Source organism: uncultured Comamonas sp., assembly GCF_964277875.1.
Taxonomy (GTDB): domain Bacteria; phylum Pseudomonadota; class Gammaproteobacteria; order Burkholderiales; family Burkholderiaceae_C; genus Comamonas; species Comamonas sediminis.
The window spans coordinates 104,419-127,466 of sequence record NZ_CAXYJV010000038.1 but is presented as its reverse complement, the minus strand read 5'-3'; the positions used below and the strand labels follow the sequence as shown (position 1 = coordinate 127,466).

General features: G+C 64.5%; 26 protein-coding genes and 1 tRNA gene. 20 read left to right on the top strand and 7 right to left on the bottom strand.

Features of this window, described 5'->3' with window-relative positions:
- Positions 1 to 5: 5 nt before the first annotated feature.
- Genes ACHWUQ_RS14185 through imuA form a run of 3 tightly spaced genes read right to left on the bottom strand, consistent with a single transcriptional unit; the run spans position 6 to position 5,424 of the window.
- A complete protein-coding gene (locus tag ACHWUQ_RS14185) occupies positions 6 to 3,134 on the bottom strand; it encodes an error-prone DNA polymerase (RefSeq protein ID WP_394681514.1) in 3,129 nt (1,042 codons plus the stop codon).
- A gap of 24 nt (positions 3,135 to 3,158) precedes the next feature.
- Complete coding sequence (locus tag ACHWUQ_RS14180) at positions 3,159 to 4,679, bottom strand: DNA polymerase Y family protein (protein WP_312834276.1); 1,521 nt, start codon at positions 4,677 to 4,679, stop codon at positions 3,159 to 3,161.
- Complete coding sequence (gene imuA / locus ACHWUQ_RS14175; protein ID WP_394681513.1) at positions 4,597 to 5,424, bottom strand: translesion DNA synthesis-associated protein ImuA; 828 nt, start codon at positions 5,422 to 5,424, stop codon at positions 4,597 to 4,599. The genes ACHWUQ_RS14180 and imuA overlap by 83 nt, the downstream gene beginning before the upstream one ends.
- A 170-nt stretch (positions 5,425 to 5,594) precedes the next feature.
- Here imuA and ACHWUQ_RS14170 point away from each other — a divergent pair, with 170 nt between their 5' ends.
- Together ACHWUQ_RS14170 and ACHWUQ_RS14165 are read left to right on the top strand one after the other, a co-directional pair.
- Entirely contained in the window at positions 5,595 to 6,638 is a 1,044-nt protein-coding gene (locus tag ACHWUQ_RS14170; RefSeq protein ID WP_239811275.1) for an MlaD family protein, read from the top strand.
- Entirely contained in the window at positions 6,635 to 7,315 is a 681-nt protein-coding gene (locus tag ACHWUQ_RS14165) for a hypothetical protein (protein WP_312458950.1), read from the top strand. Before ACHWUQ_RS14170 ends, ACHWUQ_RS14165 begins: the two co-directional genes overlap by 4 nt.
- A gap of 11 nt (positions 7,316 to 7,326) precedes the next feature.
- On the opposite strand, the gene ACHWUQ_RS14160 is transcribed toward ACHWUQ_RS14165, so the two are convergent.
- Positions 7,327 to 7,584: a hypothetical protein gene (locus ACHWUQ_RS14160; protein ID WP_394681512.1), complete on the bottom strand. Its 258-nt coding sequence runs from the start codon at positions 7,582 to 7,584 to the stop codon at positions 7,327 to 7,329.
- A gap of 250 nt (positions 7,585 to 7,834) precedes the next feature.
- On the opposite strand from ACHWUQ_RS14160, the gene ACHWUQ_RS14155 reads away from it, so the two are divergent.
- On the top strand, positions 7,835 to 7,963 hold the full coding sequence (locus tag ACHWUQ_RS14155) for a hypothetical protein (RefSeq protein ID WP_256460959.1): 129 nt from the start codon (positions 7,835 to 7,837) through the stop codon (positions 7,961 to 7,963).
- Between the two features lie 138 nt (positions 7,964 to 8,101).
- Positions 8,102 to 8,377 (top strand): plasmid stabilization protein, encoded by a 276-nt coding sequence (locus ACHWUQ_RS14150; RefSeq protein ID WP_312834279.1) that lies wholly within the window; start codon positions 8,102 to 8,104, stop codon positions 8,375 to 8,377.
- A 47-nt stretch (positions 8,378 to 8,424) separates the two neighbouring features.
- Here the strand turns inward: ACHWUQ_RS14150 and ACHWUQ_RS14145 are convergent, their stop codons facing one another.
- Positions 8,425 to 8,574, bottom strand: a complete 150-nt coding sequence (locus tag ACHWUQ_RS14145) for a hypothetical protein (RefSeq protein ID WP_165841178.1) — start codon at positions 8,572 to 8,574, stop codon at positions 8,425 to 8,427.
- 171 nt (positions 8,575 to 8,745) lie between these two features.
- On the opposite strand from ACHWUQ_RS14145, the gene ACHWUQ_RS14140 reads away from it, so the two are divergent.
- Both ACHWUQ_RS14140 and ykgO read left to right on the top strand, forming a co-directional pair.
- Entirely contained in the window at positions 8,746 to 9,813 is a 1,068-nt protein-coding gene (locus tag ACHWUQ_RS14140) for an SDR family oxidoreductase (protein WP_394681511.1), read from the top strand.
- Between the two features lie 172 nt (positions 9,814 to 9,985).
- Entirely contained in the window at positions 9,986 to 10,135 is a 150-nt protein-coding gene (ykgO, locus tag ACHWUQ_RS14135) for a type B 50S ribosomal protein L36 (RefSeq protein WP_116925897.1), read from the top strand.
- A gap of 95 nt (positions 10,136 to 10,230) precedes the next feature.
- On the opposite strand, the gene ACHWUQ_RS14130 is transcribed toward ykgO, so the two are convergent.
- Together ACHWUQ_RS14130 and ACHWUQ_RS14125 are read right to left on the bottom strand one after the other, a co-directional pair.
- A complete protein-coding gene (locus tag ACHWUQ_RS14130; protein WP_239811280.1) occupies positions 10,231 to 10,635 on the bottom strand; it encodes a low affinity iron permease family protein in 405 nt (134 codons plus the stop codon).
- Positions 10,636 to 10,707: 72 nt separating this feature from the next.
- A complete protein-coding gene (locus tag ACHWUQ_RS14125) occupies positions 10,708 to 11,613 on the bottom strand; it encodes a LysR substrate-binding domain-containing protein (RefSeq protein ID WP_312409910.1) in 906 nt (301 codons plus the stop codon).
- Between the two features lie 137 nt (positions 11,614 to 11,750).
- Here ACHWUQ_RS14125 and ACHWUQ_RS14120 point away from each other — a divergent pair, with 137 nt between their 5' ends.
- The 14 genes from ACHWUQ_RS14120 (at position 11,751) to ACHWUQ_RS14055 (ending at position 23,046) form a co-directional block, all read left to right on the top strand.
- On the top strand, positions 11,751 to 12,983 hold the full coding sequence (locus tag ACHWUQ_RS14120) for an amidohydrolase family protein (protein WP_239811282.1): 1,233 nt from the start codon (positions 11,751 to 11,753) through the stop codon (positions 12,981 to 12,983).
- Positions 12,984 to 13,008: 25 nt separating this feature from the next.
- The gene (locus ACHWUQ_RS14115; protein ID WP_239811283.1) at positions 13,009 to 14,367 is read left to right on the top strand and encodes an MFS transporter; all 1,359 of its coding nucleotides are present in this window, start codon (positions 13,009 to 13,011) and stop codon (positions 14,365 to 14,367) included.
- Positions 14,364 to 14,900 carry a GAF domain-containing protein gene (locus tag ACHWUQ_RS14110; protein WP_312834281.1) on the top strand — a complete coding sequence of 179 codons (537 nt, stop codon included), beginning with the start codon at positions 14,364 to 14,366 and terminating at the stop codon, positions 14,898 to 14,900. The genes ACHWUQ_RS14115 and ACHWUQ_RS14110 overlap by 4 nt, the downstream gene beginning before the upstream one ends.
- Positions 14,901 to 15,023: 123 nt before the next feature.
- Positions 15,024 to 15,746: an AzlC family ABC transporter permease gene (locus ACHWUQ_RS14105; RefSeq protein ID WP_373448652.1), complete on the top strand. Its 723-nt coding sequence runs from the start codon at positions 15,024 to 15,026 to the stop codon at positions 15,744 to 15,746.
- The gene (locus ACHWUQ_RS14100) at positions 15,743 to 16,072 is read left to right on the top strand and encodes an AzlD domain-containing protein (RefSeq protein ID WP_339558682.1); all 330 of its coding nucleotides are present in this window, start codon (positions 15,743 to 15,745) and stop codon (positions 16,070 to 16,072) included. Before ACHWUQ_RS14105 ends, ACHWUQ_RS14100 begins: the two co-directional genes overlap by 4 nt.
- 132 nt (positions 16,073 to 16,204) lie before the next feature.
- Positions 16,205 to 16,471 (top strand): 30S ribosomal protein S15, encoded by a 267-nt coding sequence (gene rpsO / locus ACHWUQ_RS14095; protein ID WP_116925902.1) that lies wholly within the window; start codon positions 16,205 to 16,207, stop codon positions 16,469 to 16,471.
- Positions 16,472 to 16,680: 209 nt separating this feature from the next.
- Complete coding sequence (gene pnp, locus ACHWUQ_RS14090; protein WP_239811287.1) at positions 16,681 to 18,924, top strand: polyribonucleotide nucleotidyltransferase; 2,244 nt, start codon at positions 16,681 to 16,683, stop codon at positions 18,922 to 18,924.
- 99 nt (positions 18,925 to 19,023) lie between these two features.
- The gene (locus ACHWUQ_RS14085) at positions 19,024 to 20,019 is read left to right on the top strand and encodes an NAD(P)H-quinone oxidoreductase (protein WP_394681582.1); all 996 of its coding nucleotides are present in this window, start codon (positions 19,024 to 19,026) and stop codon (positions 20,017 to 20,019) included.
- Positions 20,013 to 20,756, top strand: coding sequence for a triose-phosphate isomerase (gene tpiA, locus ACHWUQ_RS14080; protein WP_256460979.1), 744 nt, complete (start codon positions 20,013 to 20,015; stop codon positions 20,754 to 20,756). The genes ACHWUQ_RS14085 and tpiA overlap by 7 nt, the downstream gene beginning before the upstream one ends.
- Before the next feature lie 45 nt (positions 20,757 to 20,801).
- On the top strand, positions 20,802 to 21,293 hold the full coding sequence (secG, locus tag ACHWUQ_RS14075) for a preprotein translocase subunit SecG (RefSeq protein WP_312807374.1): 492 nt from the start codon (positions 20,802 to 20,804) through the stop codon (positions 21,291 to 21,293).
- Positions 21,294 to 21,409: 116 nt separating this feature from the next.
- A tRNA-Leu gene (locus ACHWUQ_RS14070) sits at positions 21,410 to 21,494 on the top strand.
- Positions 21,495 to 21,567: 73 nt separating this feature from the next.
- Entirely contained in the window at positions 21,568 to 21,927 is a 360-nt protein-coding gene (locus ACHWUQ_RS14065; RefSeq protein WP_021028557.1) for an NADH-quinone oxidoreductase subunit A, read from the top strand.
- 22 nt (positions 21,928 to 21,949) lie between these two features.
- Complete coding sequence (locus ACHWUQ_RS14060; RefSeq protein WP_021028558.1) at positions 21,950 to 22,429, top strand: NADH-quinone oxidoreductase subunit B family protein; 480 nt, start codon at positions 21,950 to 21,952, stop codon at positions 22,427 to 22,429.
- Between the two features lie 8 nt (positions 22,430 to 22,437).
- The gene (locus tag ACHWUQ_RS14055) at positions 22,438 to 23,046 is read left to right on the top strand and encodes an NADH-quinone oxidoreductase subunit C (RefSeq protein ID WP_239811289.1); all 609 of its coding nucleotides are present in this window, start codon (positions 22,438 to 22,440) and stop codon (positions 23,044 to 23,046) included.
- The last annotated feature ends 2 nt before the right edge of the window (positions 23,047 to 23,048 follow it).

The following is a 23,048-nucleotide window of genomic DNA, read 5'->3' as shown; positions in this document are numbered from 1 at the left end:
AATACTCACCGAAAATCCCGGCTCCGAATCCGCAGGCTGTCAAACCAATCCGACACATCCCGCAGCTGGTGCGCGATCAGGTTGCCGACCTCGCCGCTGCGCTGCCAGCGGCCTTGCACGGCCAGGAACTGAGAGTGCAGCAGCGCGTCGCGCTGGGCGCTGCGCAGGTGGGGCCAGCAGATGACTTGCAGGTTGCCGGTTTCGTCTTCCAGGGTGATGAAGATGACGCCTTTGGCGGTGGGCGGCTGCTGGCGCAGGGTGACGATGCCGCAGGCGCGCACCCAGCTGCCGTCGCGGGCTTCGCGCAGCTCTGCCTGGGTTTGGAAGCGGTGGCGCTGCAGGCGCTCGCGCAGCAAGGCCATGGGGTGGCGGCGCAGGCTCAGGCCCAGCGCGGCATAGTCCCAGTGGATGTCTTCCTGCTCGCTGGCGGCGGGCAACTGTAGCTCGTCTTCGTCGATGGGGGCGGCGCGCAGCAGGCGGCTGTGGTGCAGCGGCGCGGAGGCCTGCCAGAGCTGGTTGCGGCGGTGGCCTTCGAGGCTGGCCAGTGCGTCAGCGGCGGCCAGGTACTTCATCGCCGGGGCATCGAGCTGGGCGCGGCGTGCCAGGTCCTGGGCGCTGACAAAGGGGGCGGCTTCGCGGGCCTGCAGCAGGCGCGCGGCCTGCGTCAGCTGCAGCTGCTTGACCAGGCGCAGGCCCAGGCGCACGGCGGGATAGGGGCCGCTGGAAGGCTCGGTGCTGCAGTCCATGCCGCTGTGCATCACATCGACGGGCAGTACCTGCACGCCATGGCGCTTGGCATCCTGGATCAGCTGGCTGTTGCTGTAAAAGCCCAGCGGCTGGCTGTTGATCATGGCCACCAGAAACTCGGCTGGGTAGTGGCATTTGATCCAGGCGCTGAAGTACACCAGGATCGCAAAGCTGGCGGCATGGCTTTCAGGGAAACCGTATTCCGAAAAGCCCTGGATCTGCTGAAAGATCGACTCGGCAAAGGCCTGCGAGTAGCCGTTGCCGGTCATGCCGTTGATGATCTTGTCGTAGTACTTTTGCAGGTTGCCGGTGCGGCGCCAGGCCGCCATCGAGCGGCGCAGCTGGTCGGCCTCGCCGGCGCTGAAGCCGGCCGCATCGATGGCGATCTGCATCACCTGCTCCTGGAAGATGGGCACGCCCAGGGTGCGCTCCAGCGCCGGGCGCAGCAGCTCGCTTTCGTACTGCACTTTCTCCAGCCCCTGGCGGCGGCGCAGATAGGGGTGGACCATGCCGCCCTGGATGGGGCCGGGCCGCACCAGCGCGACCTCGATCACCAGGTCGTAGAACGCTCGCGGCCGCAGGCGCGGCAGCATGCTCATCTGGGCGCGGCTCTCGATCTGGAAGACGCCGATCGTGTCGGCCGCGCAGATCATGTCGTAGGTGGGTTCGTCGCCGTGCGGGATATCGCCCAGCGCAAAGCTGCGGCCCTGGCGTGCGCCCACCAGGTGCAGCATTTTTTGCAGCGCGGTGAGCATGCCCAGCGCCAGCACATCGACCTTGAGCAGGCCGACGGCATCGAGGTCGTCCTTGTCCCACTGGATGACGGTGCGGTTCTCCATGCTGGCGCGCTCGATCGGCACGATGCGCGAGAGCGGGCCGCGCGTGAGCACAAAGCCGCCCACATGCTGGGACAGGTGGCGCGGAAAATCGCGCAGGGTCTCGACCAGCTCCTGCAGCTGGCGCACGGCCAGGTCGCCCGCCTGCAGGCCGCACTGGGCCAGCGCTTCGGCCCGCAGCAGCTCGTCGTCCCAGCGCGAATGGTCGCGTGCCAGCAGGTCAATGCTGGGCAGCGCAAAGCCCAGCGCCTTGGCCACATCGCGGATCGCGGATTTGCGCCGGTAGCGGATGACCACGGCGGTGAGGCCGGCGCGGTGCAGGCCGTATTTCTTGTACAGGTACTGGATGACCTCTTCGCGCCGGGCATGCTCGAAGTCCACATCAATATCGGGCGGCTCGTTGCGCTCCTTGCTGATGAAGCGCTCGAACAGCACCCGGGTCTTGTCTGGATCGACCTCAGTGATCTGCAGGCAATAGCAGACCGCCGAGTTGGCGGCCGAGCCCCGGCCCTGGCAGAGGATGTCCTTGCTGCGGGCAAAGCGCACGATGTCGTAGACGGTCAGAAAGTAGTGCTCGTACTGCAGCTCGGAGATCAGCGCCAGCTCTTTCTCCAAGGTGGCCTGCACCTTCGGCGGCGTGCCTTGCGGCCAGCGGCGGGCCGCCCCTTCGTAGCTGAGCTGGCGCAGGTAGGCCGCCGGTGTGAGCTGGGGCGGCACCACCTCGTCGGGGTACTGGTAGCGCAGCTCGGTCAGCGAGAACTGGCAGCGCGCTGCAATGCCCAAGCTAGCCTCCAGCAGATCGGGCGGGTACATCTGCGCCAGCCGCAGCCGGCTGCGCAGGTGCTGCTCGGCATTGGGCTGCAGCGCGTAGCCGCAGTCGGTCAGCGGTGTGCGCAGGCGGATGGCGGTCAGCACATCCTGCATGGGCTTGCGCGAGCGCACATGCATGTGCACATTGCCGGCGGCTACCAGCGGCGCGCCGCTGCTGCTGCCCGCTGCGCGCATCTGCGCCAGCCAGGCCTCGTCGCCCAGGCTGCGGTCCAGCTGCACGGCCAGCCAGCAGCGGCCGGCAAAGTGCTGCTGAAGCCAGGCGGCCTGGGCCTCGATCTGCGCCGGGCTGGCCTGGCGGCTGGGGGCCAGCAGCAGCAGGCAGTCTTGCAGCGCGCGCGGGTGGATGGCTGATTGCGCCAGCGCATAGCTGCCCTTGGGTGATTTGCGCCGCAGCTGGGTGATGAGGGCGCAGAGGTTGCCATAGCCATGCAGGTTGCAGGCCAGTGCCACCAGGGTGAAGGCGGGCGCGGCCGCATCGCTGGGCTGCACCTCAAACTGCGCGCCGACGATCAGCGGCAGCCCGCAGTCACGTGCGGCGACATGGGCACGCACGATGCCGGCGAGCGAGCATTCATCGGTCAGGGCCAGCGCGCGGTAGCCCTGGGCGTGGGCGCGCTCGACCAGCTCATGCGGGTGGCTGGCGCCGCGCAGAAAGCTGAAATTGCTCAGGCACCACAGCTCGGCGTAGTGGGGGATGGTGAGTTTGGGACGCGTGGCCATGGCTCTAGACGGGTGCGGCGCTGCTCAGGCAAAACGGCCATGCAGAAACCAGGCGCCGCTGTTGGCGGACAAGCGGGTGTGGAAGATCCACAGCAAGCCGGCATGCGGGCTGTGGGCGACCCAGTAATCGCGCAGCGCGGTGTGGGCGGTTTGGGTGATGGGGGCGGGTTTGGGCGGGCTTTCGCGGTCATTGCGGTGATCGCGGTGGTCGCTGCCGGGGGCCGCCTCGTCGATGTGGGTGTCTCCATCCGCATCGCTCACCGGCAAAAAGCCGGGGCTGCGGTGCCACCAGCCGCCTTCAATGCGTTGCGGGCCCAGCAGCAATTGCAAGGGGCCGTGGTAGAGCGGCCGGCTCTGCTTGTCCTGCAGCAGTTGCAGCGGCGTGGGCAGCAAGAAGCTGGGTTGGGCAAGGGGCGGCACATGGAGTGGTACATGGGGCTGTGCAGCGGGTGGGGCGGCCTTGGCCTTGCCGGCGGGCTGCGCGGGCAGCCACTGCACCTGCCACTCGGGGCGGTGGTCGGGCCGCAGCAGCGGGCGCTGCACCTGGTCGGCACCCAGGCGGGCGGTGATGCGTTCCAGCACCTGCTCCAGGCTTTCGCCATCGGCGGTTTTGTCAGGCAGCAGGCTGGCGCTGCGCTCTTGCAGCGCTTCGGGCGTATCGGCATGCAGGCTCAACTCGCCCACCGGGGCTTGCAGTTCCACATGGGCCAGGTGCTCCTGCAGCAGGCGGCACAGGTGCTGCAGGTCGCGCGTGGTGCTGGCGGTGTGGATGGTCAGCTCGCCGCCATCGCCCACATGGCGGGAGCGCATCGCATCGTGGCACCAGCGCAGCCGAAAGCTGCGCACGCCTGCACGCTGGGCAGCCAGCCAGCCGCACAGCTGCAGCAGCAGGTGGCGCGCACCCTGCATCAGCGCATCGGCCTGGTCGATGCGCATGGGCAGCTCCAGCCGGGCATCGAAACGGGCAGGCAGGCTGATCCAGGAGTAGCGGTCGGGCAGCAGGCCATGGGCCTGGTCGAGGGCGGTCAGGATGCCGGTATCCATGCGCCGGGCCAGCGCCCCCCGGGGCAGTGCATGGACGGCGCCCAGGCTCTGGCAGCCCAGCTGGCTCAGCAGCTCGGCATGCCGGGCCACCGCATCGATGGCATGCAGCGGCAAAGGGGCCAGCACCTGCGGCAGCGGCTGGCCCATGCCGTGGCGGATACCGCAGCGCGCCAGCGCAATCGCGGCCAGGCTGGTGGGGGCCCAACTGATGGCCTGCACGCCCAGCTCGCGGCTCTCGCGCAGCAGGCGCCGGGCCAGTGGCTGGCGTCCGCCAAACAGGCGCTCGCTGGCCGACAGCTCCAGCACCAGTGCATCGCCAAAAACCGTGTCCGATGGCACGCAGGCCAGGCGCGGCGTGAACTGCTGCGCCCACAGCGCCAGGCCTTGCATATCGGCCAAGGGCGTGGCGTGGGCAGCTTCAGTGGAGCAGGCTGGACTGGCGCGCGCGCTGGCTGCGGGGCAGGGGAAGTGGGGCAGCAGGGCGGCCCAGATCGGTGTCATGGTATGGCAAGCTAAGGGCAGTGTTGGAGGAGGAGACGGAAACGGCAGCGGTGACCGGTTGGGGCAGCGGCGCGGTGCCAGGCCACAGCCGGGCGGGCAGCACGGCTTGCAGGCTGGGCGGCACGGCAGGCAGCTCCAGCGTGCCCTGGTGCACGGGGCCCCGGCGTTTGAGCAGCTGCAGCTGCAGTGACCACGGCTGGCTGCTGCGCACCAGCAGCCGCAACGGGGCGGCGGAGGCCTGGTGCTGGCTGCTCTCGGGTCGAAAGACAAAGACGGGCCCTTCAAACTGCTGGGCACTGATTTGCAGGCGGCGTATCTGCTCGGGCTGCACCTGGGGCAGCCAGGCCAGCAAGGCCGCTGCGGCATTGGCTTTGAGCAGTTGCTCCAGCGCCCAGAGCTGGTCTTGCGGGCGGCTGCTGTGTATCCATACCAGTTGCCCGGGCGCCAGGCCGCTCTGGGCCAGCCCGCTGGCGTGGGGCGGCAGTGGCGGGCCCAGCGCGATGACGGGCTTGTGCGCTGGGCACTGCTGCAGGCCTCGGCCGGTCAGGCGCCACTCCAAGGTGCCGGCCTGGGGCTGCAGCACCTCGGTCAGGCACTGGCTGGGCCAGCCCTTGCCCGGCAGCTCGGCATCGAGTGCATCCCAGCCAGTGGGGATGCCCGCCATCGGCGCGCGCACCATGTGATCGCCCCGCCAGAGCTGGGCGTTCACCGCGGGCGGCAAGGACAGGGCATCGAGTTTGGGCATGACAAATAACTGTATATATGTACAGTATAAGAGCTAGCGCAGCGGCAATGTGTAACAAGCGCCGGGCAAGCCGCGGGCGACTGGGCTGGAAAGTGAGTGTCTGCCTTTCAAAACAACCCCCTGCAGCTTTCTTTTGAAGCTGACAGCCAGCCCGGGTAAGATCGCGGTACATGCAAATACCAGAACCCCACGACTCTGCCGACCGCCCTGCGCCGCCGTCTTCTGCCGCCTCTGCACGGCGTGCGGCGGTGGTCGATGGGGTGGCCGTCGATGGCCTGACGCCAGTGCCGCACCTGGAGCGCAAGGCCGGGGCATTGCTGCTGTTTACCCTGCTGCTGATCCTGGGCTCGGCCTTTTATCTGATGTATGCGCGCGGCGTCTTCGAGCCCAAGCAGTCGCTGATCCTGACGGCCGATGATTCCGAGGGTGTCTCCATCGGTCTGGACATGACCTTCTCCGGCTTTGCGATTGGCAAGGTCAGCAAGATCGAGCTGGCGCCCGATGGCACGGTGCGCATCCATGTGGATGTGCCCGAGAAAGATGCGCACTGGCTGCGCAGCAGCAGCGTGTTCACCTTGGTCAAGGGCCTGGTAGGGGGCACGACGATCAAGGCCTATTCGGGCATTCTGGACGACCCGCAGCTGGAGGATGGCGCGGTGCGCGCGGTGCTGTCGGGCGATGCGACGGCCGAGCTGCCGCAGCTGATGAGCAATGCCCGCCAGCTGCTGGAGAACCTGAACATGATGACCTCGGCTGGCTCGGCCTTGGGTGGCACCCTGGAGCAGCTGCGTGACCTGAGCACCAAGCTCAACGGCCCCAGCGGCGCGCTGGGCGTGGTGATGGGTGGGGACGCCGAGGCGCGCAAGATATCGCAGACCCTGGACCGCACCAACCAGCTGCTGGCGCGCCTCGATGGCCTGGCCAAGAATGCCGACAAGCAGGTGTTTGGTGCCGATGGCGTGATGCCCGAAGTGCGCGCCACGGTGCAGCAACTCAATGCCGTGCTCGGCGATGTGCGCGGCAGCCTGAAGAAGGTGGATGCGGTGCTGGTGGAGGCCCAGGCCGTGGGCGCCAATGCCAAGGATGCCACCAGCCAGCTGGGTGATTTGCGTGCCGATGTGGAGGCCAATCTGCGCAAGGTCGAAGGCATGCTGACCGAGCTGAACCGCAAATGGCCGTTTGCCAAAAAGGATGCCGAGGTGCGACTGCCATGAGTACCGCGATTGCCATCACCGCCCGCCTGGCCGCAGCCTTGCTGGCCGCCGCTGTGCTGGGCGGCTGCGCCAGCGGCAAGAAGGCGCCCGACTGGGCGGTCAACGAACAGGGTGCTGCCGAACGCGCGACCGATGCCTACCTGTCAGGCAACCAACGGGTGGCGGAGGCCGAATGGCGGCGTGCGCGTGAAGAGGTGAGCCGCACGGCCCGGCCCGATCTGCTGGCCCGGCTGGAGCTGGCGCGCTGCGCTGCACAGGTAGCTGCCTTGGAGGCTGCCCCTTGCACGGGCTTTGAGGCCGTGGCCCAGGATGCTGCCGATGCCGAGCAGGCCTATGCCCGCTATCTGCAGGGCCAGTTGGCTGCTGGCGATGTGGCGCTGCTGCCCAAGGCCCAGCAGGCAGTGGCGCCGCTGGCGCCTGAGCAAGCAGCCGCTGCGCTGGCCGCTATGGAAGACCCGCTGTCGCGCCTGGTCGCGGCCGGCGTGCTGGCGGTGCGCGGACCGGTGCCGATGGCGGTCGTCACCCAGGCGGTCGATACCGCCTCTGCCCAAGGCTGGCGCCGTGCCGTGATGGCCTGGCTGATCAACCAGCAGCGCCTGGCGCGCGCGTTGGGCGATACGGCACTGGCCGACCAGGTGCAGCGCCGCCTGGACCTGCTGCAGGCCACGCAGAAGTAAGCCTGCTGCCGCTACAGCGCTGCATCCCCTCCCACTGACTGGCTCGTCGTCGTATCGGGCGCTGGCTCTGGCTGCGTGCCGGGGTAAGGGTGCTCGGGGTTGCCGGGGTAGGGGTGTGCCGGCTCGCTGGGATAGGGATGCTGCGGGTTGCCTGGGTAGGGGTGCAAAGGGCTGGGCTCATACGTGCCCGGCTCACCAGGCGCCGGCTGCGGCTGGCCGGGAATGGGGGGCTGGGCAGGGGACGGACTGGGCTCGTAGGGTTGGGGCATGGTGGCTCTCCTGGTGCAGCTGGTGGAGTCGTTGGCGCACCGGCGCATACGGCTGGATTCAGCATGGGGCAAAAGCCCAGTGTTGCAAGCGCAGGGGCCAGGCCGTGTAGGTCTGCGTAGCGCGCGGGGGTACGCCCAGTGCCGTTACGCCATGTGTGAAGCGGAACAATGTATTGGGAAGCGTTTTTCCGACAGGCAGCGCTGTGCGCCAGAGCTACTCTGAAAGCCTGTTCAGCGATTGGAGGACGCCATGCGCCACCTGCACCCCATGTTTCTCGCCCTGGTAGGGGCCCAGGCCCAGAAGCCCGTTCCCACCACCCCCAAGAAGCCACGGCCAGGCGGCGGTGGCCCGCCCGCCGATGGTGACCCTTCCCAATGACGGAGCCCGGCAACGCGGTGGGGCCATGACCACGGACCGCCCCATACCGCCTCCGCCCTCATCCCTGCCTGCACCCACCCAAGGAGTTTTGTGATGCCCCAAGGAGATAAATCCGCTTATACCGATAAGCAAAAACGCATGGCTCGCCATATCGAGAAAAGCTACGAGAAAAAAGGCGTCTCGGAAGACGAGGCTGCCTCACGCGCCTGGGCCACGGTGAACAAGGAAACCGGTGGCGGCAAGCGCTCCGGATCCGGCCGGGGCAAGGCAACAGGGCCGGGCTCGCAGCTCGCAGCCGCGCGCTCGGCAGCTGCTAAGAAAGCCGCCGCCAGCCGCAGCCCCGAGGCGCGATCCGCATCGGCTAAAAAAGCAGCGGCCACCCGCAAGCGCAACGCCGCTGCCAAGAAGAACTAAGAACAGGCCAGCCACCGGGTGGTGTGCTGGCCTGTTGCGTTGCCGGTCTAGACCGGTTCCGGATCCTTCACCGGTGGCTCATGCCCGGGTTCCTCGATCGGCAAGGTGCTGTCGGGCGGATCGATGGGCTCGGGCTTGGGCAGATCCGGCGGTGGTGGCGCCACCGGCGGCTGAGGGGGCGTAGTGGGGGTTGGCATTGGCGGCCTCCTTTCTGCCTTCTTTGTACTGCGCGGTGCGGCGGCCGTATGTCGGACAAGCTTGTCAGCGGGTAAGTGCATGTAGGGCTGTCGAGGTTGATGTTGCAGTGGTCTGCCGCTGCGCGATGCCGTTTCATTTTTTCCAAAGTTCAAGATCCAAGGAGTTTCAGCATGAGCCCATCCAACAGTCCATCCCAAAAGAGCGTCAGCAAGAAGCCTCCGCCAGAAAAGCGCTCGGTCGAGGAAGTGGTGGCTGCGCAGCAGCGCATCCAGCAAGAGCAAGGCCAAAACGACGCGCGGGACAAGGCGGCCAAAGCGTCCAAAAAAGCCAAGAGCAGCAAGGACGATAAAACCAGCAAAAAGACCGCACCCGGCCCCGGCCATGAGGTGCCCACGCCACCGATGCCCGGCAAAAAGCTGGCCAAGCCCGGCCTTGAGAAAGCGCTGGATCTGCAGCCGCTCTATCTGGCAGAAAACTACCGGGGCAGCGGCAAGCTGGAGGGCAAGACGGCGGTCATCACCGGCGGAGACTCGGGCATTGGCCGGGCGGTGGCGGTGCTGTTTGCGCGCGAGGGCGCCAATGTGGCGATCCTCTACCTGAACGAGCACGACGATGCCAAGGAAACCTGCCGCCTGATCGAGGAGGAGGGCCAGCAGAGTCTGGCGATTTCCGGCAATGTGCAGGACCCGCAATTTTGCGAGCAGGCGGTCAAGCAGGTGCTGAAGAAATTTGGTGCGCTCAATGTACTGGTCAACAACGCGGCATTCCAGCAGCATGCGGCCGACATTGAAGACCTGAACATCGAGCGGCTGGACGAGACCTTCCGCACCAATATCTTTGGCTACTTCCACATGGTCAAGGCGAGCATTCCTTATCTGCAGCGGGGTGATGCCATCGTGAACACCGGCTCGGTCACGGGCCTGAGCGGCAGCAAGGAGTTGCTGGACTACTCCGCAACCAAGGGTGCCATCCATGCGTTCACCAAGGCGCTGGCCCAGAACCTGATGGAGCGCGGCATCCGCGTGAATGCGGTGGCTCCTGGCCCCGTGTGGACGCCCTTGAACCCGGCCGACAAGGACGCGGAGGACCTGCGCGAGTTTGGTGCCGACACCCAGATGGGCCGCCCCGCGCAGCCCGAGGAGCTGGCACCCGCCTATGTGTTTCTCGCGTCGCAGGTGTGCTCCAGCTATATCTCAGGCATTGTGCTGCCGGTAACGGGCAGCGTGGGTGCATCCTGACCACGGGCGCAGGATCGCTGGCAACCTGTTGGCCTGCACCCGACCTGGTGTTGGCCCAGGTGTTGGCGCAGGCACCTGGTGGCGCTTGCTTGTTGCAAGCCACGGATGCTTGAATTGATAATGAGAATGCATTATCATTTAAGCATCTGTTGCCGTTTTGGAGAAGCACTGCATGCAAGTTCTGTCGTCCCTCAAGGAAGCCAAGAAGCGCCACCGTGATTGCCAGGTGGTCAAGCGGCGTGGCCGCATCTATGTCATTTGCAAGTCCAACCCCCGCTTCAAGGCGCGCCAGGGCGGGGCAAAGAACAAGCACAAGCGCTGAGACGCCCAGGCTTTGCATGGGCCGGCGGCCCATGCGCGCAGCGGAAGCGATGAATGCAGGCCGCTCACCGCCCTGTGCAGCGCAGGGCGGGGCCTTCAGCCAGCGCTGGGATGCTGCTGTGCATCCTGTTTCTGGCGCGCTTTTTCGGCCAGGATGTCGAACTCCTTGCGCAAGGCGTCCAGCTCCTCTTCGTCCAGCTCTTCGAGCGACAGCATGCAGTTGCGGGCCGGCTCGATGGCGCGGATCAGTTCATCCAGTTTGATCTGCATGGCCTCGGTGTCGCTGTTCTGGGTGGACTGGATCAGGAACACCATCAAGAAGGTGACGATGGTTGTGCCGGTGTTGATCACCAGCTGCCAGGTGTCATTGAAGCCGAAAAACGGACCGCTGACCGCCCACAGCACAATCACCAGGACAGCACCGACAAAGCACACTGGCCGGCCACTGAACTTGGCGACGGCACGGGCAATTTTGTTGAAGGCGGAATGCTTGGTTTTCATGGGAGAACTCCTTCGATCGCAGATGGCGACCAGCATAGAACCAAGCGGCTGGGGCGAGGCTGCCTCCGCAGATCAAGTGGCTGTAGGAGGGCGGCGGCATTCCTGCTGCAGCCATTCGCCAAAGCGCTGGTAGCTCTCCATGTCGCTGCGCCAGGTGGGCGCGCAGAGGTAGTAGCCCAGTGGGCTTTCAAAGCGCTGGCCAAAGGGCTCGACCAGTTTGTGTGATGCCAGCGGCTCCTGCAGCAGGCAACTAGGGACCAAGGCAACGCCCAGGCCGCCAATGGCCGCCTGGATGATGAGGGTAAAGAGGTTGAAGCCGGGGCCGATGCGTGCCCCTTCATAGGGGCCGGCGTAGGCGGTGAACCAGTCGTCCCAGGAAGTGGGCAGCTCGATGTGCTGCAGCAGGCTGCACTGCTTGAGGTCGCTGAAATGCACGATCGGGTGCTGCTGCAGGTAGCTGGGCGAGCAGACGATGCTGGTCTCGCGCCCGATCAGGTACTGGGCATCGGCAATCGGCCAGTCGCCGTAGCCGTACTGGATGGAGGCATCGAAGCCATCGCCCGTCTCTGCGCTGTCGGTGGTGCTGTAGCGCACAAAGTGGATGGCAATGTGCGGGTTGCTGGCGCGAAAGCTCTCCAGCCGGGGAAACAGCCAGTTGGCCGCAAAGGTGGGCGCGACCGACAGGCTGAGCAGATGGGCGTTCTGCGCGGTGGAGATGACCTGGGTGGTGGCGCGTTCGAGCGATTCCATCGCCGGGCGCACGAGCTTGAGGTAGTTCTCGCCGATATGGGTCAGCGCCAACCCATGGCTGCGGCGCATGAACAGCGGGTGGCCCAGGTAGGCCTCCAGGCCCGCAATGTGGCGGCTGATGGCGCTTTGCGTGACGAACAGCTCCTTGGCGGCCTTGGAAAACGACAGGTGCTGCGCCGACAGCAGGAAGGCGTTCAGCTCGGAGATCGTGGGGCAGCGACGGCGCATGGGGTATGAGCTCCACTCATGACGGTAGAAAAAATTGGCAGATGCATGACCTCATGTCATTGCCACATATTGTTGCAGCTTGGCTAGAGTTCGGGGCATTAGAGGCAACCATGGCGCTGTGAACGCCAAATCCGATTATGCAATCCACCCTGATCCGCAATGCCAAGATTCTCGACACCCGGCATCTCGTATTGACTTCTACTCATACCATTTGGGTGCGCAACGGTCTGATCGAAAAGATCAGCGCCGAAGACTTCGAGGTGGCCGATGCCACCGTCATCGATGCCAAGGGGATGACCCTGATGCCCGGTCTGATCGACTGCCACGTGCACGTGATGGCCTCGGGCTTCAACCTGGGTGCGGTTGCCAATCTGCCCAATGCGCTGGCGCTGCTGCGCGCGCTGCCCATCATGAAGGGCATGATCGACCGGGGCTTTACCTCGGTGCGCGATGCCGGTGGTGCCGACTGGGCGCTGGCCGAAGGCGTGCGTACCCGCCAGGTGGCCGGCCCGCGCTTGTTCTGCGCCGGCAAGGCGCTGTCGCAAACCGGCGGCCATGGCGATTTCCGGGCGCGCAATGACACGCTCGACCCCTGCTCCTGCGCCTACAAGATCGGCAATATCGGCAAGGTGGTCGATGGCGTTGACGCCTGCCGCCTGGCGGTGCGCGAAGAGATCCTGAAGGGTGCCACCCAGATCAAGGTGATGGCCTCGGGCGGTGTGGCCTCGCCCAACGATCCGATCAACAACCTGGGCTTTTCGGTGTCGGAGCTGACCGCCATCGTCGAAGAGGCCCACAATGCGAACACCTATGTGATGGCCCATGCCTATACGCCCCAGGCCATCACCCGTGCCATCGAGTGCGGCGTGCGCACCATCGAGCACGGCAACCTGGTCGATGCACCCACCGCCAAGCTGATGCAGGAAAAGGGTGCCTACATGGTGCCGACCCTGATCACCTACGAAGGCCTGGCCAACGACGGCGCCAAGTACGGTCTGCCCGACGAATCGGTGCAAAAGATTGCCAAGGTGCGCACCAACGGCCTCAAGGCGCTGGAAGTGCTGGACGCCGCCGGCGTGAAGATGGGTTTTGGCAGCGATCTGCTGGGCGAGACGCACTACATGCAATCGGACGAACTGGTGTTGCGCGCCAAGGTGCTGGGCCATGCCAAGGTGGTGCAGCAGGCAACGCTCATCGGTGCCGAGATTCTGAACCACGAAGGCCTGCTGGGCGAAGTGGTGGAGAACGCCTATGCCGATTTGCTGCTGGTCGATGGCAACCCGCTGGAGGATGTATCGGTGCTGACCCGGCATGACACGGCGATCAAGCTGATCATGCGCGACGGCTTCATCCACAAGAACGCCTGCTGATGGGCCTTTGAGCGAGCACCACTCTATGTATAACGCTTCCGAACGTCTGGAGCGGCTGCCTTTCAGCCGCTTCCATTTCACCTTGCTCATCATTGGCGGCCTGGGCCTGGCCTTCGAGGCGCTGGATGCGGGCATCATCGCCTTCATCCTGCCGTCGCTGCGCGAACAATGGGGGTTGACCGGCATCCAGGCAGGCTGGATTGCCAGCAGCACCTACGTGGGCTTTCTGGTGGGGGCGCTGCTGTCGGGCATGCTGGGCGACCGCTTTGGCCGCAAGGTCGTGATGATGTGGGCGCTGGTGCTGTTTTGCGTGGCCACCTTCATCAATGCCTTTGCCACCAATTTCCATGAGTTCTACATCCTGCGCATGATTGCCGGTGTGGGCATGGGCGCCGAGGGTGCCATCGTCGCCCCCTACCTGGCGGAGTTTGTCAGCAGCCGCTACCGGGGCCGCTTCACCGGCGCGCTGGCGGGTTTTTTCTCCTTTGGGTTTGTGATGTCGGCACTGCTGGGTTACTTCATCGTGCCGATGAGTGCCGATGGCTGGCGCTGGATCATGGTCATCGCCTCGGTGCCGGTGGTGTTTCTGCTGTGGATGCGCCGGGCGCTGTTCGAATCGCCCCGCTGGCTGGAAGAGATGGGCCGCCATGAAGAGGCCAGCCGGATCTGTACCGCCATTGAAGCGCAGGTCCAACGCAGCAGCGGCAAGCCGCTGCCCGAACCGGTGAAGATGAGCCTGGCTGCAAAAGCAGCTGACTCCGCCGTGCAAGGCGCATGGGCCAAGCTGGCCACGTTGGTCAAGCCCCAGTACCTGCAAACCACCTTGGTGGTCTGGGTGTTCTGGATCACGGTGATGTTCTGCTACTACGCCTTCCTGGTCTGGATTCCGAGCCTGCTGGTGGCGCGTGGCTTTGCGGTGACCAAGAGCTTTTCCTTCACCATCCTGATCTACCTGGCGCAGATTCCCGGCTACTACTCGGCCGCCTACCTGAACGACAAGATCGGCCGCAAGTACACCATCCTGGCCTACATGCTGGTGTCCTGCCTGGCGGCGCTGGGCCTGGCCTTTGCCGGTGCCGACCAGGAGATCATCCTGCTGAGCATGCTGCTGTCCTTTGGCATGAACGGCGTGATCGCCGGCCAGTACACCTACACCTCGGAGATCTACCCGACCTCCATCCGTGCCACCGGCATGGGAACGGCCTCGGCGCTGGCGCGGGTTGGCTCGATTGCCTCGCCCACCATCGTGGGAGCCGCCTATCCGGTGCTGGGCTTTGGCGGCGTGTTTGCGCTAATGACCGGCGTGCTGTTTGTCGGCGGCATGGGCATCCTGCTGTTCGGCAAGAACACCCATGGCGTGTCTCTGGAAGGGATTCAGCAATGAGCACCACCCATGTCCTGGGCCGCCTGGCCCACACCCTGGGCCAGAGCAGCGATGCCGGGCGCCACTGGGCCGCGATTGCCGAGACCTGCCAGCAGCTGTTTGGCTACGGCCTGCTGACTGGCCTGGTTTACCTGCAGCAGGAAAAGCTGATGCGCCGCATCTATTCGTCCAACGAGGCCATCAGCCCGCTGGGCGGCTTCAAGGCCACCGGCAAGGGCCCCTGGTCGGACCGGGTGCTGGACCAGGGCCTGCCCTATATCGGGCGGGACGAGGCCGACATCCGCACCGTATTCTCCGAAGCCGAGGACCTGGTCGCCCGGGGCCTGCATGCGGTGCTGAACATTCCCGTCTGGTATGGCGGTGAGGTGCTGGGCTCCATCAATATCCTGGGCCCGCGCGGCGCCTACAACGATGTGCCTGAGGCGCTGATCCACCTGGTGGCCGGCGTCTGCGTGCCGGCACTGGCTTCGGCCCGTGAAAGCGCCCGCGAGGCGGCGCGTGGCATTGACAGCGCCAGCCTGCAAAGCGTCTGAGCGCCGGCTTGGCAGTACCGAAGCCCGCAAGGCCCCTGGCCCTGCGGGCTTTTATGCGCCTATGTGCCGCAAAGTACTGGCAGTGGCGCGCGCCAGACACAACACGCTCTAAAATCGCCGCCCATGGCTTCTAACAGTTCAGGGTTGTGGTCCTCGCCTGCCGTGCGCATGGGCGTGTCGATCAGCGTGGCAACCGGTTTATATGGCATCTCCTTTGGCGCGCTGGGGGTGGCGGCGGGCCTGTCGGTCTGGCAGACCTGCGCCTTGAGCCTGCTGATGTTTACCGGCGGCTCGCAGTTTGCGTTTGTCGGCGTGGTTGCAGGCGGCGGCGCGGGCGCTGCAGCCCTGGGCGCGGCCAGCCTGCTGGGGGTGCGCAATGCGGTCTACGGCATGCAGATGGCCGCCTTGCTGGGCCCGCGCGGACTGGCACGCCTGCTGTCGGCGCAGCTGACGATTGATGAATCGGCTGCCACCGCGCTGGGGCAGGCGGACAAGGAAGAGCAGAAGCGGGGCTTCTGGACCGCCGGCGTGGGCGTCTACCTGCTGTGGAACCTGTTCACCGCTGCGGGCGCCTTGCTGGGCAATGCCCTGGGCGACCCGGGGCGCTGGGGGCTGGACGGTGCAGCGGTGGCCGCCTTCATGGGCCTGCTGTGGCCGCGCCTGACGCACCGGGAGCCCATTGCGCTGGCGGTGGTGGCTGCCAGCATTGCGATGCTGGCGGTGCCCTGGGTGGCGCCGGGCGTGCCTATCTTGATTGCAGCGGTGGTGGGCGCCGTCTGGGGCTATCACTCGCGCAGCAGCGGCCCCGCAGGGCAGGGCGCCAGTACGCAGGAGGCCGCACGATGAACGCGATGGCAGACGTGGGCAACCACTGGTGGATCTGGGTGTTGCTGGCCAGCGCCGTGACCTATGGCACCAAGCTGCTGGGCTACAGTGTGCCGGCGCACTGGCTGCGCCACCCGCGCATGGCCCGGGTAGCAGGGGCGTTGACGATTGCGCTGCTGGCGGCCCTGACCGCCATGAACACCCTCGTCAGCGGCCAGCAGCTGGTGCTGGATGCCCGCCTGGCTGCGCTGGCGGTGGCCATCATCGCGCTGGCGCTGCGCGCGCCGTTTTTGCTGGTGGTGGTGCTGGGTGCGGCGGCATCGGCTTTGGTGCGGTTTTGGGGCTAAAAACCTAAAAGAAGTTATTGGGTATAATTGCAGGGTTTTGCATGGTGCAAGACGCACGTCGCAAGCTTTTCCGGCTGCGGCGCAAGTAACCAGAATGCCAGCGCAAGCCGGTGTTCCTATGAAGGAAAACACATGATCGCCGCATCTATCAAGGCCGAAGTTGTAAAGGCCAACGCACGTTCCGCTACCGATACGGGCAGCCCAGAAGTCCAAGTGGCTCTGCTGACCGCCCGCATCAACGAACTGACCCCTCACTTCAAGACGCACGCCAAGGACCACCACGGTCGCCGCGGCCTGCTGCGCATGGTGAGCCGTCGTCGTAAGCTGTTGGACTACCTCAAGTCCAAGGACGCTGACCGTTACACTGCACTGATCGCTAAGCTGGGCCTGCGTAAGTAAGCCCAGGGTGAGATGGAGACGCCTGAGTTAGTCCGCTAGCTCAGGCGTTTTTTACTTCAACGCCGCGCAAACAGAGCGAAGCTGTGTCATTCCAAGGGGGCTGAACCCCGGGTTCCAGGCCTTCAACCTCCCTGGAATGGCATCGTGTTCTGCATGCCGGCTCCTGCTGAAAACCGACAGGTTTTTGGCTGTTTAACCAGGAGCAATCTATGTCCATATTCAACAAGGTCACCAAGACTTTCCAGTGGGGCCAGCACACGGTCACCATGGAAACCGGTGAAATCGCCCGCCAGGCTTCCGGCGCGGTGCTGGTCAACATCGACGACACCGTGGTGCTGGCTACGGTGGTGGGCTCCAAGATCGCCAAGGCCGGTCAGGACTTTTTCCCGCTGACCGTTGACTACATCGAGAAGACCTACGCTGCAGGCAAGATCCCTGGCAGCTTCTTCAAGCGCGAAGCCAAGCCCAGCGAACTCGAAACCCTGACCAGCCGTCTGATCGACCGCCCGATCCGTCCGCTGTTCCCCGAAGGTTTCTACAACGACGTGCATGTGGTCATCCACACCATCTCGCTGAACCCTGAAGTGGATGCCGACATCGCTGCGATGATCGCCGTGTCCGCTGCACTGTCCATCTCGGGCATTCCTTTCAACGGCCCTATCGGTGCTGCCCGCGTGGGTTACATCAACGGCGAATACGTGCTCAACCCTGGTCAGACCCAGCGCAAGGATTCGCTGATGGATCTGGTGGTGGCAGGCACCGAAGCTGCTGTGCTGATGGTCGAATCCGAAGCCCAGCAACTGCCTGAAGAAGTGATGCTGGGCGCCGTGGTCTATGGCCACGAGCAAGGCCAGATCGCGATCAACGCCATCCACGAACTGGTGCGCGAAGCCGGCAAGCCCGCATGGGACTGGGCCGCTCCTGCCAAGGACGAAGCGCTGATCGCCAAGGTGGGCGAGCTGGGCGATGCCGCCCTGCGCGACGCTTACCAACTGCGCAACAAGCAAGCCCGTACGCTGGCCTGCCGCCAGGCTTACGCCGCTGTGAAGGCTGGCCTGACCGAGCAAGGCGTGGCCTTTGACGGCGTCAAGGTCGACGGCATGCTGTTCGACATCGAAGCGCGCATCGTGCGCTCGCAGATTCTGGCGGGTGAGCCCCGTATCGACGGCCGCGATACCCGCACGGTGCGTCCTATCGAGATCCGCTCGTCGGTGCTGCCACGCACCCACGGCTCGGCCCTGTTCACCCGTGGTGAAACCCAGGCGCTGGTGATCTCCACCCTGGGCACCGAGCGCGATGCACAGCGTATCGACGCCCTGGCTGGCGAGTTTGAAGACCGCTTCCTGTTCCACTACAACATGCCTCCCTTTGCCACCGGCGAAGTGGGCCGCATGGGCTCGACCAAGCGCCGTGAAATCGGCCACGGCCGTCTGGCCAAGCGCGCGCTGGCCGCTTGTCTGCCTTCGAAGGAAGAGTTCCCCTACACCATCCGCGTGGTGTCGGAAATCACCGAATCGAACGGTTCCTCGTCGATGGCTTCGGTCTGCGGCGGCTGCCTGTCGATGATGGACGCCGGCGTGCCGATGAAGGCCCACGTGGCCGGTATCGCCATGGGTCTGATCAAGGAAGACAACAAGTTTGCCGTGCTGACCGACATCCTGGGTGACGAAGATCATCTGGGTGACATGGACTTCAAGGTAGCCGGTACCACCAACGGTATTACCGCGCTGCAGATGGACATCAAGATCCAGGGCATCACCAAGGAAATCATGCAAGTGGCACTGGCACAAGCCAAGGAAGCGCGCATGCACATCCTGGGCAAGATGCAAGAAGCGATGGGCGAAGCCAAGGCGGAAGTCTCGTCGTTCGCGCCCAAGCTGTACACGATGAAGATCAACCCCGAGAAGATCCGTGATGTGATCGGCAAGGGCGGCGCCACCATCCGTGCGCTGACCGAAGAGACCGGCACCCAGATCAATATCGAGGAAGATGGCACCATCACCATCGCCGCCACCGATGGCGCCAAGGCGGACGAAGCCAAGCGCCGCATCGAAGAGATCACCGCCGAAGTCGAAATCGGCAAGATCTACGAAGGCCCGATCGTCAAGATCCTGGAATTCGGTGCCCTGGTGAACCTGCTGCCCGGCAAGGATGGTCTGCTGCACATCAGCCAGATCGCCCACGAGCGCGTGGAAAAGGTGACCGACTACCTGAGCGAAGGCCAGGTCGTCAAGGTCAAGGTGCTGGAGACGGACGAAAAGGGCCGTGTCAAGCTGTCGATGAAGGCGCTGCTGGACCGTCCGGCCGGCATGCCCGAGCGTGAACCACGCGAGTTCCGTGAGCCACGCGGCGACCGGGGTGACCGCGGCGATCGCGCGCCTCGCCAGCACCGCGAACCACGCGAGCCCCGCGTGGACGGTGCTGCCGACCAGCAGCAACAACAACAGCAATAATCTGCTGTGTGACGCACCCATGCGTCTGGCGCTGGGTGCGTTTTTCTGCTGAAAAGCGTGTGCTGATTGTGATTGGCTGAGGAAACAAGCGTGGACAAGATGCGTGCAGTCGAGATCACCGCCTTTGGTGATCCGCAGGTATTGAAGCTGGGAGAGCGCGCTGTGCCGCAGGCGGGGCAGGGCGAGTTGTGCATTCGTGTGGTCGCCAGTGGCGTGAACCGCCCCGATGTGATCCAGCGCAAGGGCCATTACGCGCCGCCGCCGGGTGCTTCGGACCTGCCCGGTCTGGAAGTGGCTGGTGTGGTGGTGGCGGGGGACGCCGTGGCGATGGCCGAGCAGGGCCTGAAGCTGGGCGACCGCGTATGCGCGCTGGTCGCCGGTGGTGGCTATGCCGAGTACTGCGTGGCCCCGGTGGCCCAGTGCCTGCCGGTGCCCGAGGGCTTGTCGGATGTTGAGGCCGCTTGCCTGCCCGAGACCTTCTTCACCGTCTGGAGCAATGTGTTTGACCGGGGTGCGTTGCAAGCCGGTGAGACCTTGTTGATCCAGGGCGGCAGCAGCGGCATTGGTGTGACGGCGATCCAGCTGGCCAAGGCCTTTGGCGCCAAGGTCATCGTGACCGCAGGTTCGGATGAAAAGTGCCAGGCTTGCCTGGCCTTGGGTGCTGACGAGGCGATCAACTACCGCAGCCAGGATTTTGTCGCCGAAGTGGCGCGCATCACCGCTGGCAAGGGTGTGGATGTGATCCTGGACATGGTGGCGGGCGACTATGTGGCCCGCGAAGTCGAGGCGCTGGCCGAGGATGGCCGTCTGGTCATCATTGCCGTGCAAGGGGGTATTAAGGCCGAGTTCAATGCCGGTCTGGTGCTGCGCCGCCGTCTGCAGATCACGGGCTCGACCCTGCGTCCGCGTCCGGTGGCCTTCAAGGCAGCGATTGCCAAGGCTTTGCAGGCCAAGGTCTGGCCGCTGCTGGCAGCGGGCAAGGTGCGTCCCATCATCCACAGCCAGTTCACGGCTGCCCACGCCAGTCAGGCCCATGCACTGATGGAATCCAACCAACATATCGGCAAGATCGTGCTGACCTGGGATCAATTGTGAAAAAACTGATTGCTGGAAACTGGAAGATGAACGGCAGCCTGGCTGCCAATGAAGCCTTGCTGGGCGAGCTGCTGCAAGGCCTGGGCCAGCCGGGCTGCGATGTGGCCGTGGCGGTGCCTGCTGTCTATGTGGGTCAGGTGCAGGCATTGCTGCAGGGCTCGGCGATCGCGCTGGCTGCGCAGGATGTGTCGGCGCACGACGCCGGGGCCTACACCGGTGAGGTGTCGGCTGCGATGCTGCGTGACTTTGGGGTGCGCTACGCGCTGGTCGGCCACTCCGAGCGCCGCCAGTACCATGGCGAAACCGACGCGCTGGTGGCTACGAAGGCGCAAAAGGCGCTGGCTGCCGGCATCACGCCGATTGTCTGTGTCGGCGAGACCTTGGCGGAGCGGGAAGCCGGCCAGACCGAAGCGGTGGTCAAGCGCCAGCTCGCTGCAGTGATCCATGCGGTCGGCGCCTGCGTGACGGAAATCGTCGTGGCCTATGAGCCTGTGTGGGCGATTGGTACGGGCAAGACGGCCAGCCCCGAGCAGGCGCAATCGGTACATGCTGTATTGCGCGCGCAACTGGCGGCAGCCAGTACGCAGGCGGCGAAGGTGCCGGTGCTGTATGGTGGCAGCATGAATGCGGGCAACGCCGAGCAGCTGCTGGCCCAGCCCGATATTGATGGTGGACTGATCGGTGGCGCTTCGTTGAAGGCCCAGGATTTTCTGAAAATTATTGCAGCAGCTGCTTGATAGACAAGCGGCTGCTGGCGACGACCAAGTTTGATAAAAGGGTAGATGATGGTAACGATTCTGTTGACGATTCAAATGCTGGCAGCACTGGTCATGATTGGCCTGGTGCTGGTGCAGCATGGCAAGGGTGCCGATGCGGGCGCTGCCTTTGGCAGCGGCAGCAGCGCTGGCAGCCTGTTCGGTGCTTCCGGTAGCGCCAACTTCCTCTCGCGCAGCACTGGCGTGCTGGCAGCGGTGTTCTTTGTCACGACCCTGGGTCTGGCCTATCTGGGCAATGCCCGCCCGACTTCGGCCGGTAGCGTGCTCGAAGGCCCTGCTGCGGCGATCCCGCAGTCGAGTGCCCCCGTGGACGCGACCATTCCTCCTGCTTCGACGCCTGCACCGGCTGCCGCCCCTGCTGCTCCCGCCGCTGGCGCTGATGCTTCGGTGCCTGCCGCAGGTGCTGCTGCGCCTGCTGCCGCTCCCGCTGCCGATGCGTCCGTGCCTGCAGCGGCTCCCGCCGCCCCTGCTGAGCCAGCGCAGCCTGCTGGCAAATAACTCAACTATTTGAAAGGAATCCCTGGAGGCAGGGTTTTTCCAGAGTAGAATCTGAGTCTGTCTGGTGAGCAGATTGCAAGTAAAAGCAATCGGTGCTTGCCAGATAAGTCAAATCAGCCGTCGTGGTGAAATTGGTAGACACGCTATCTTGAGGGGGTAGTGGCGAAAGCTGTGCGAGTTCGAGTCTCGCCGACGGCACCAACACAATAAAAGGCCTGCCTGGGTCGCGTCTTGTGCTTACCTGGGTTGGCTCCTGCGGTGAGTAGACATCAAGATGAGCCTCGAACAATACCTCCCGGTCCTTTTGTTTATCCTGGTGGGGGCAGGCGTTGGCCTTGGCCCACTGGTCATAGGCTACATCCTCGGACCCAATCGCCCGAACGCGGCGAAAAACTCCCCTTACGAATGCGGCTTTGAGGCCTTTGAAGACGCGCGCATGAAGTTCGACGTGCGCTACTACCTCGTCGCCATTCTTTTCATTCTCTTCGACTTGGAAATTGCGTTCCTCTTCCCATGGGCGGTTTCGCTGCATGAAGTGGGAATGCCTGGTTTTATCGCGGTTCTCGTGTTCTTGGCCATTCTGGTGGTGGGTTTCGCCTATGAATGGAAAAAGGGCGCGCTGACCTGGGAATAACCGGAAATCAAAAAGGTACACGATGATTGAAGGTGTGTTGGAGAAAGGCTTTGTCACCACGAGCTACGACTCGGTGGTGAACTGGGCCAAGACCGGGTCGATCTGGCCCATGACTTTTGGTTTGGCATGCTGCGCCGTCGAGATGATGCACGCAGCCGCTGCGCGTTATGACATCGGCCGTTTCGGCGCCGAAGTCTTTCGTGCCAGCCCGCGCCAGGCTGACTTGATGATTGTGGCCGGTACCCTGTGCAACAAAATGGCCCCGGCCATGCGCAAGGTGTATGACCAGATGGCTGAGCCGCGTTGGGTGATCTCGATGGGATCCTGCGCCAACGGTGGTGGTTACTACCACTACAGCTATTCGGTGGTGCGCGGCTGCGACCGCATCGTGCCGGTGGACGTGTATGTGCCTGGCTGCCCGCCCACGGCAGAAGCACTGATCTACGGCATCATCCAGCTGCAGCAGAAAATCCGCCGCACCCACACGATCGCGCGCGCCTAGGAGTTGGAATGAGTGTAGAACTGATACAGCCTAGCGTGCTGCAAGAGACGATCGCCCGCGTGCTGGGCGACAAGGCGCGCTCGGTAACCCTGGCGCTGGGTGAAGTGACCGTTGAAGTCTCGGCCTCGAACTACCTGCAAGCGATGCAGCTGCTGCGCGATGCGCCCGAATGCAAGTTCGAGATGCTGATGGACCTGTGCGGCGTGGATTACTCCGCATACAAGGACGTGGGCACCGATGGCCCACGTTTTGCCGTGGTCTCCCACCTGTTGTCGATCAGCCTGAACCAGCGCGTGCGCGTGCGCGTGTTCTGCCAGGACGATGATTTCCCGGTGCTCGACACCCTCAGCCAGCTGTGGGCCTCGGCCAACTGGTTGGAGCGTGAAGCATTTGACCTGTTCGGCATCGTCTTTGAAGGCCATGACGACCTGCGCCGCATTCTGACCGACTATGGCTTTATCGGTCACCCCTTCCGCAAGGATTTCCCGCTGACGGGCCATGTGGAAATGCGCTACGACGCCGAGCAGGCACGCGTGATCTATGAGCCCGTGACGATCGAGCCGCGCGAGATCACGCCCCGCATTATTCGTGAAGACCATTACGGAGGCCTGCACTGAGG

What these genes read in the sequence shown, in the direction of transcription:
- ACHWUQ_RS14185 (WP_394681514.1), bottom strand. Translation starts at nt 3,134, where the DNA reads ATGGCCACGCGTCCCAAACTCACCATCCCCCACTACGCCGAGCTGTGG.
- ACHWUQ_RS14180 (WP_312834276.1), bottom strand. Translation starts at nt 4,679, where the DNA reads ATGACACCGATCTGGGCCGCCCTGCTGCCCCACTTCCCCTGCCCCGCA.
- imuA (WP_394681513.1), bottom strand. Translation starts at nt 5,424, where the DNA reads ATGCCCAAACTCGATGCCCTGTCCTTGCCGCCCGCGGTGAACGCCCAG.
- ACHWUQ_RS14170 (WP_239811275.1), top strand. Translation starts at nt 5,595, where the DNA reads ATGCAAATACCAGAACCCCACGACTCTGCCGACCGCCCTGCGCCGCCG.
- ACHWUQ_RS14165 (WP_312458950.1), top strand. Translation starts at nt 6,635, where the DNA reads ATGAGTACCGCGATTGCCATCACCGCCCGCCTGGCCGCAGCCTTGCTG.
- ACHWUQ_RS14160 (WP_394681512.1), bottom strand. Translation starts at nt 7,584, where the DNA reads ATGCCCCAACCCTACGAGCCCAGTCCGTCCCCTGCCCAGCCCCCCATT.
- ACHWUQ_RS14155 (WP_256460959.1), top strand. Translation starts at nt 7,835, where the DNA reads ATGCGCCACCTGCACCCCATGTTTCTCGCCCTGGTAGGGGCCCAGGCC.
- ACHWUQ_RS14150 (WP_312834279.1), top strand. Translation starts at nt 8,102, where the DNA reads ATGGCTCGCCATATCGAGAAAAGCTACGAGAAAAAAGGCGTCTCGGAA.
- ACHWUQ_RS14145 (WP_165841178.1), bottom strand. Translation starts at nt 8,574, where the DNA reads ATGCCAACCCCCACTACGCCCCCTCAGCCGCCGGTGGCGCCACCACCG.
- ACHWUQ_RS14140 (WP_394681511.1), top strand. Translation starts at nt 8,746, where the DNA reads ATGAGCCCATCCAACAGTCCATCCCAAAAGAGCGTCAGCAAGAAGCCT.
- ykgO (WP_116925897.1), top strand. Translation starts at nt 9,986, where the DNA reads ATGCAAGTTCTGTCGTCCCTCAAGGAAGCCAAGAAGCGCCACCGTGAT.
- ACHWUQ_RS14130 (WP_239811280.1), bottom strand. Translation starts at nt 10,635, where the DNA reads ATGAAAACCAAGCATTCCGCCTTCAACAAAATTGCCCGTGCCGTCGCC.
- ACHWUQ_RS14125 (WP_312409910.1), bottom strand. Translation starts at nt 11,613, where the DNA reads ATGCGCCGTCGCTGCCCCACGATCTCCGAGCTGAACGCCTTCCTGCTG.
- ACHWUQ_RS14120 (WP_239811282.1), top strand. Translation starts at nt 11,751, where the DNA reads ATGCAATCCACCCTGATCCGCAATGCCAAGATTCTCGACACCCGGCAT.
- ACHWUQ_RS14115 (WP_239811283.1), top strand. Translation starts at nt 13,009, where the DNA reads ATGTATAACGCTTCCGAACGTCTGGAGCGGCTGCCTTTCAGCCGCTTC.
- ACHWUQ_RS14110 (WP_312834281.1), top strand. Translation starts at nt 14,364, where the DNA reads ATGAGCACCACCCATGTCCTGGGCCGCCTGGCCCACACCCTGGGCCAG.
- ACHWUQ_RS14105 (WP_373448652.1), top strand. Translation starts at nt 15,024, where the DNA reads ATGGCTTCTAACAGTTCAGGGTTGTGGTCCTCGCCTGCCGTGCGCATG.
- ACHWUQ_RS14100 (WP_339558682.1), top strand. Translation starts at nt 15,743, where the DNA reads ATGAACGCGATGGCAGACGTGGGCAACCACTGGTGGATCTGGGTGTTG.
- rpsO (WP_116925902.1), top strand. Translation starts at nt 16,205, where the DNA reads ATGATCGCCGCATCTATCAAGGCCGAAGTTGTAAAGGCCAACGCACGT.
- pnp (WP_239811287.1), top strand. Translation starts at nt 16,681, where the DNA reads ATGTCCATATTCAACAAGGTCACCAAGACTTTCCAGTGGGGCCAGCAC.
- ACHWUQ_RS14085 (WP_394681582.1), top strand. Translation starts at nt 19,024, where the DNA reads ATGCGTGCAGTCGAGATCACCGCCTTTGGTGATCCGCAGGTATTGAAG.
- secG (WP_312807374.1), top strand. Translation starts at nt 20,802, where the DNA reads ATGATGGTAACGATTCTGTTGACGATTCAAATGCTGGCAGCACTGGTC.
- ACHWUQ_RS14065 (WP_021028557.1), top strand. Translation starts at nt 21,568, where the DNA reads ATGAGCCTCGAACAATACCTCCCGGTCCTTTTGTTTATCCTGGTGGGG.
- ACHWUQ_RS14060 (WP_021028558.1), top strand. Translation starts at nt 21,950, where the DNA reads ATGATTGAAGGTGTGTTGGAGAAAGGCTTTGTCACCACGAGCTACGAC.
- ACHWUQ_RS14055 (WP_239811289.1), top strand. Translation starts at nt 22,438, where the DNA reads ATGAGTGTAGAACTGATACAGCCTAGCGTGCTGCAAGAGACGATCGCC.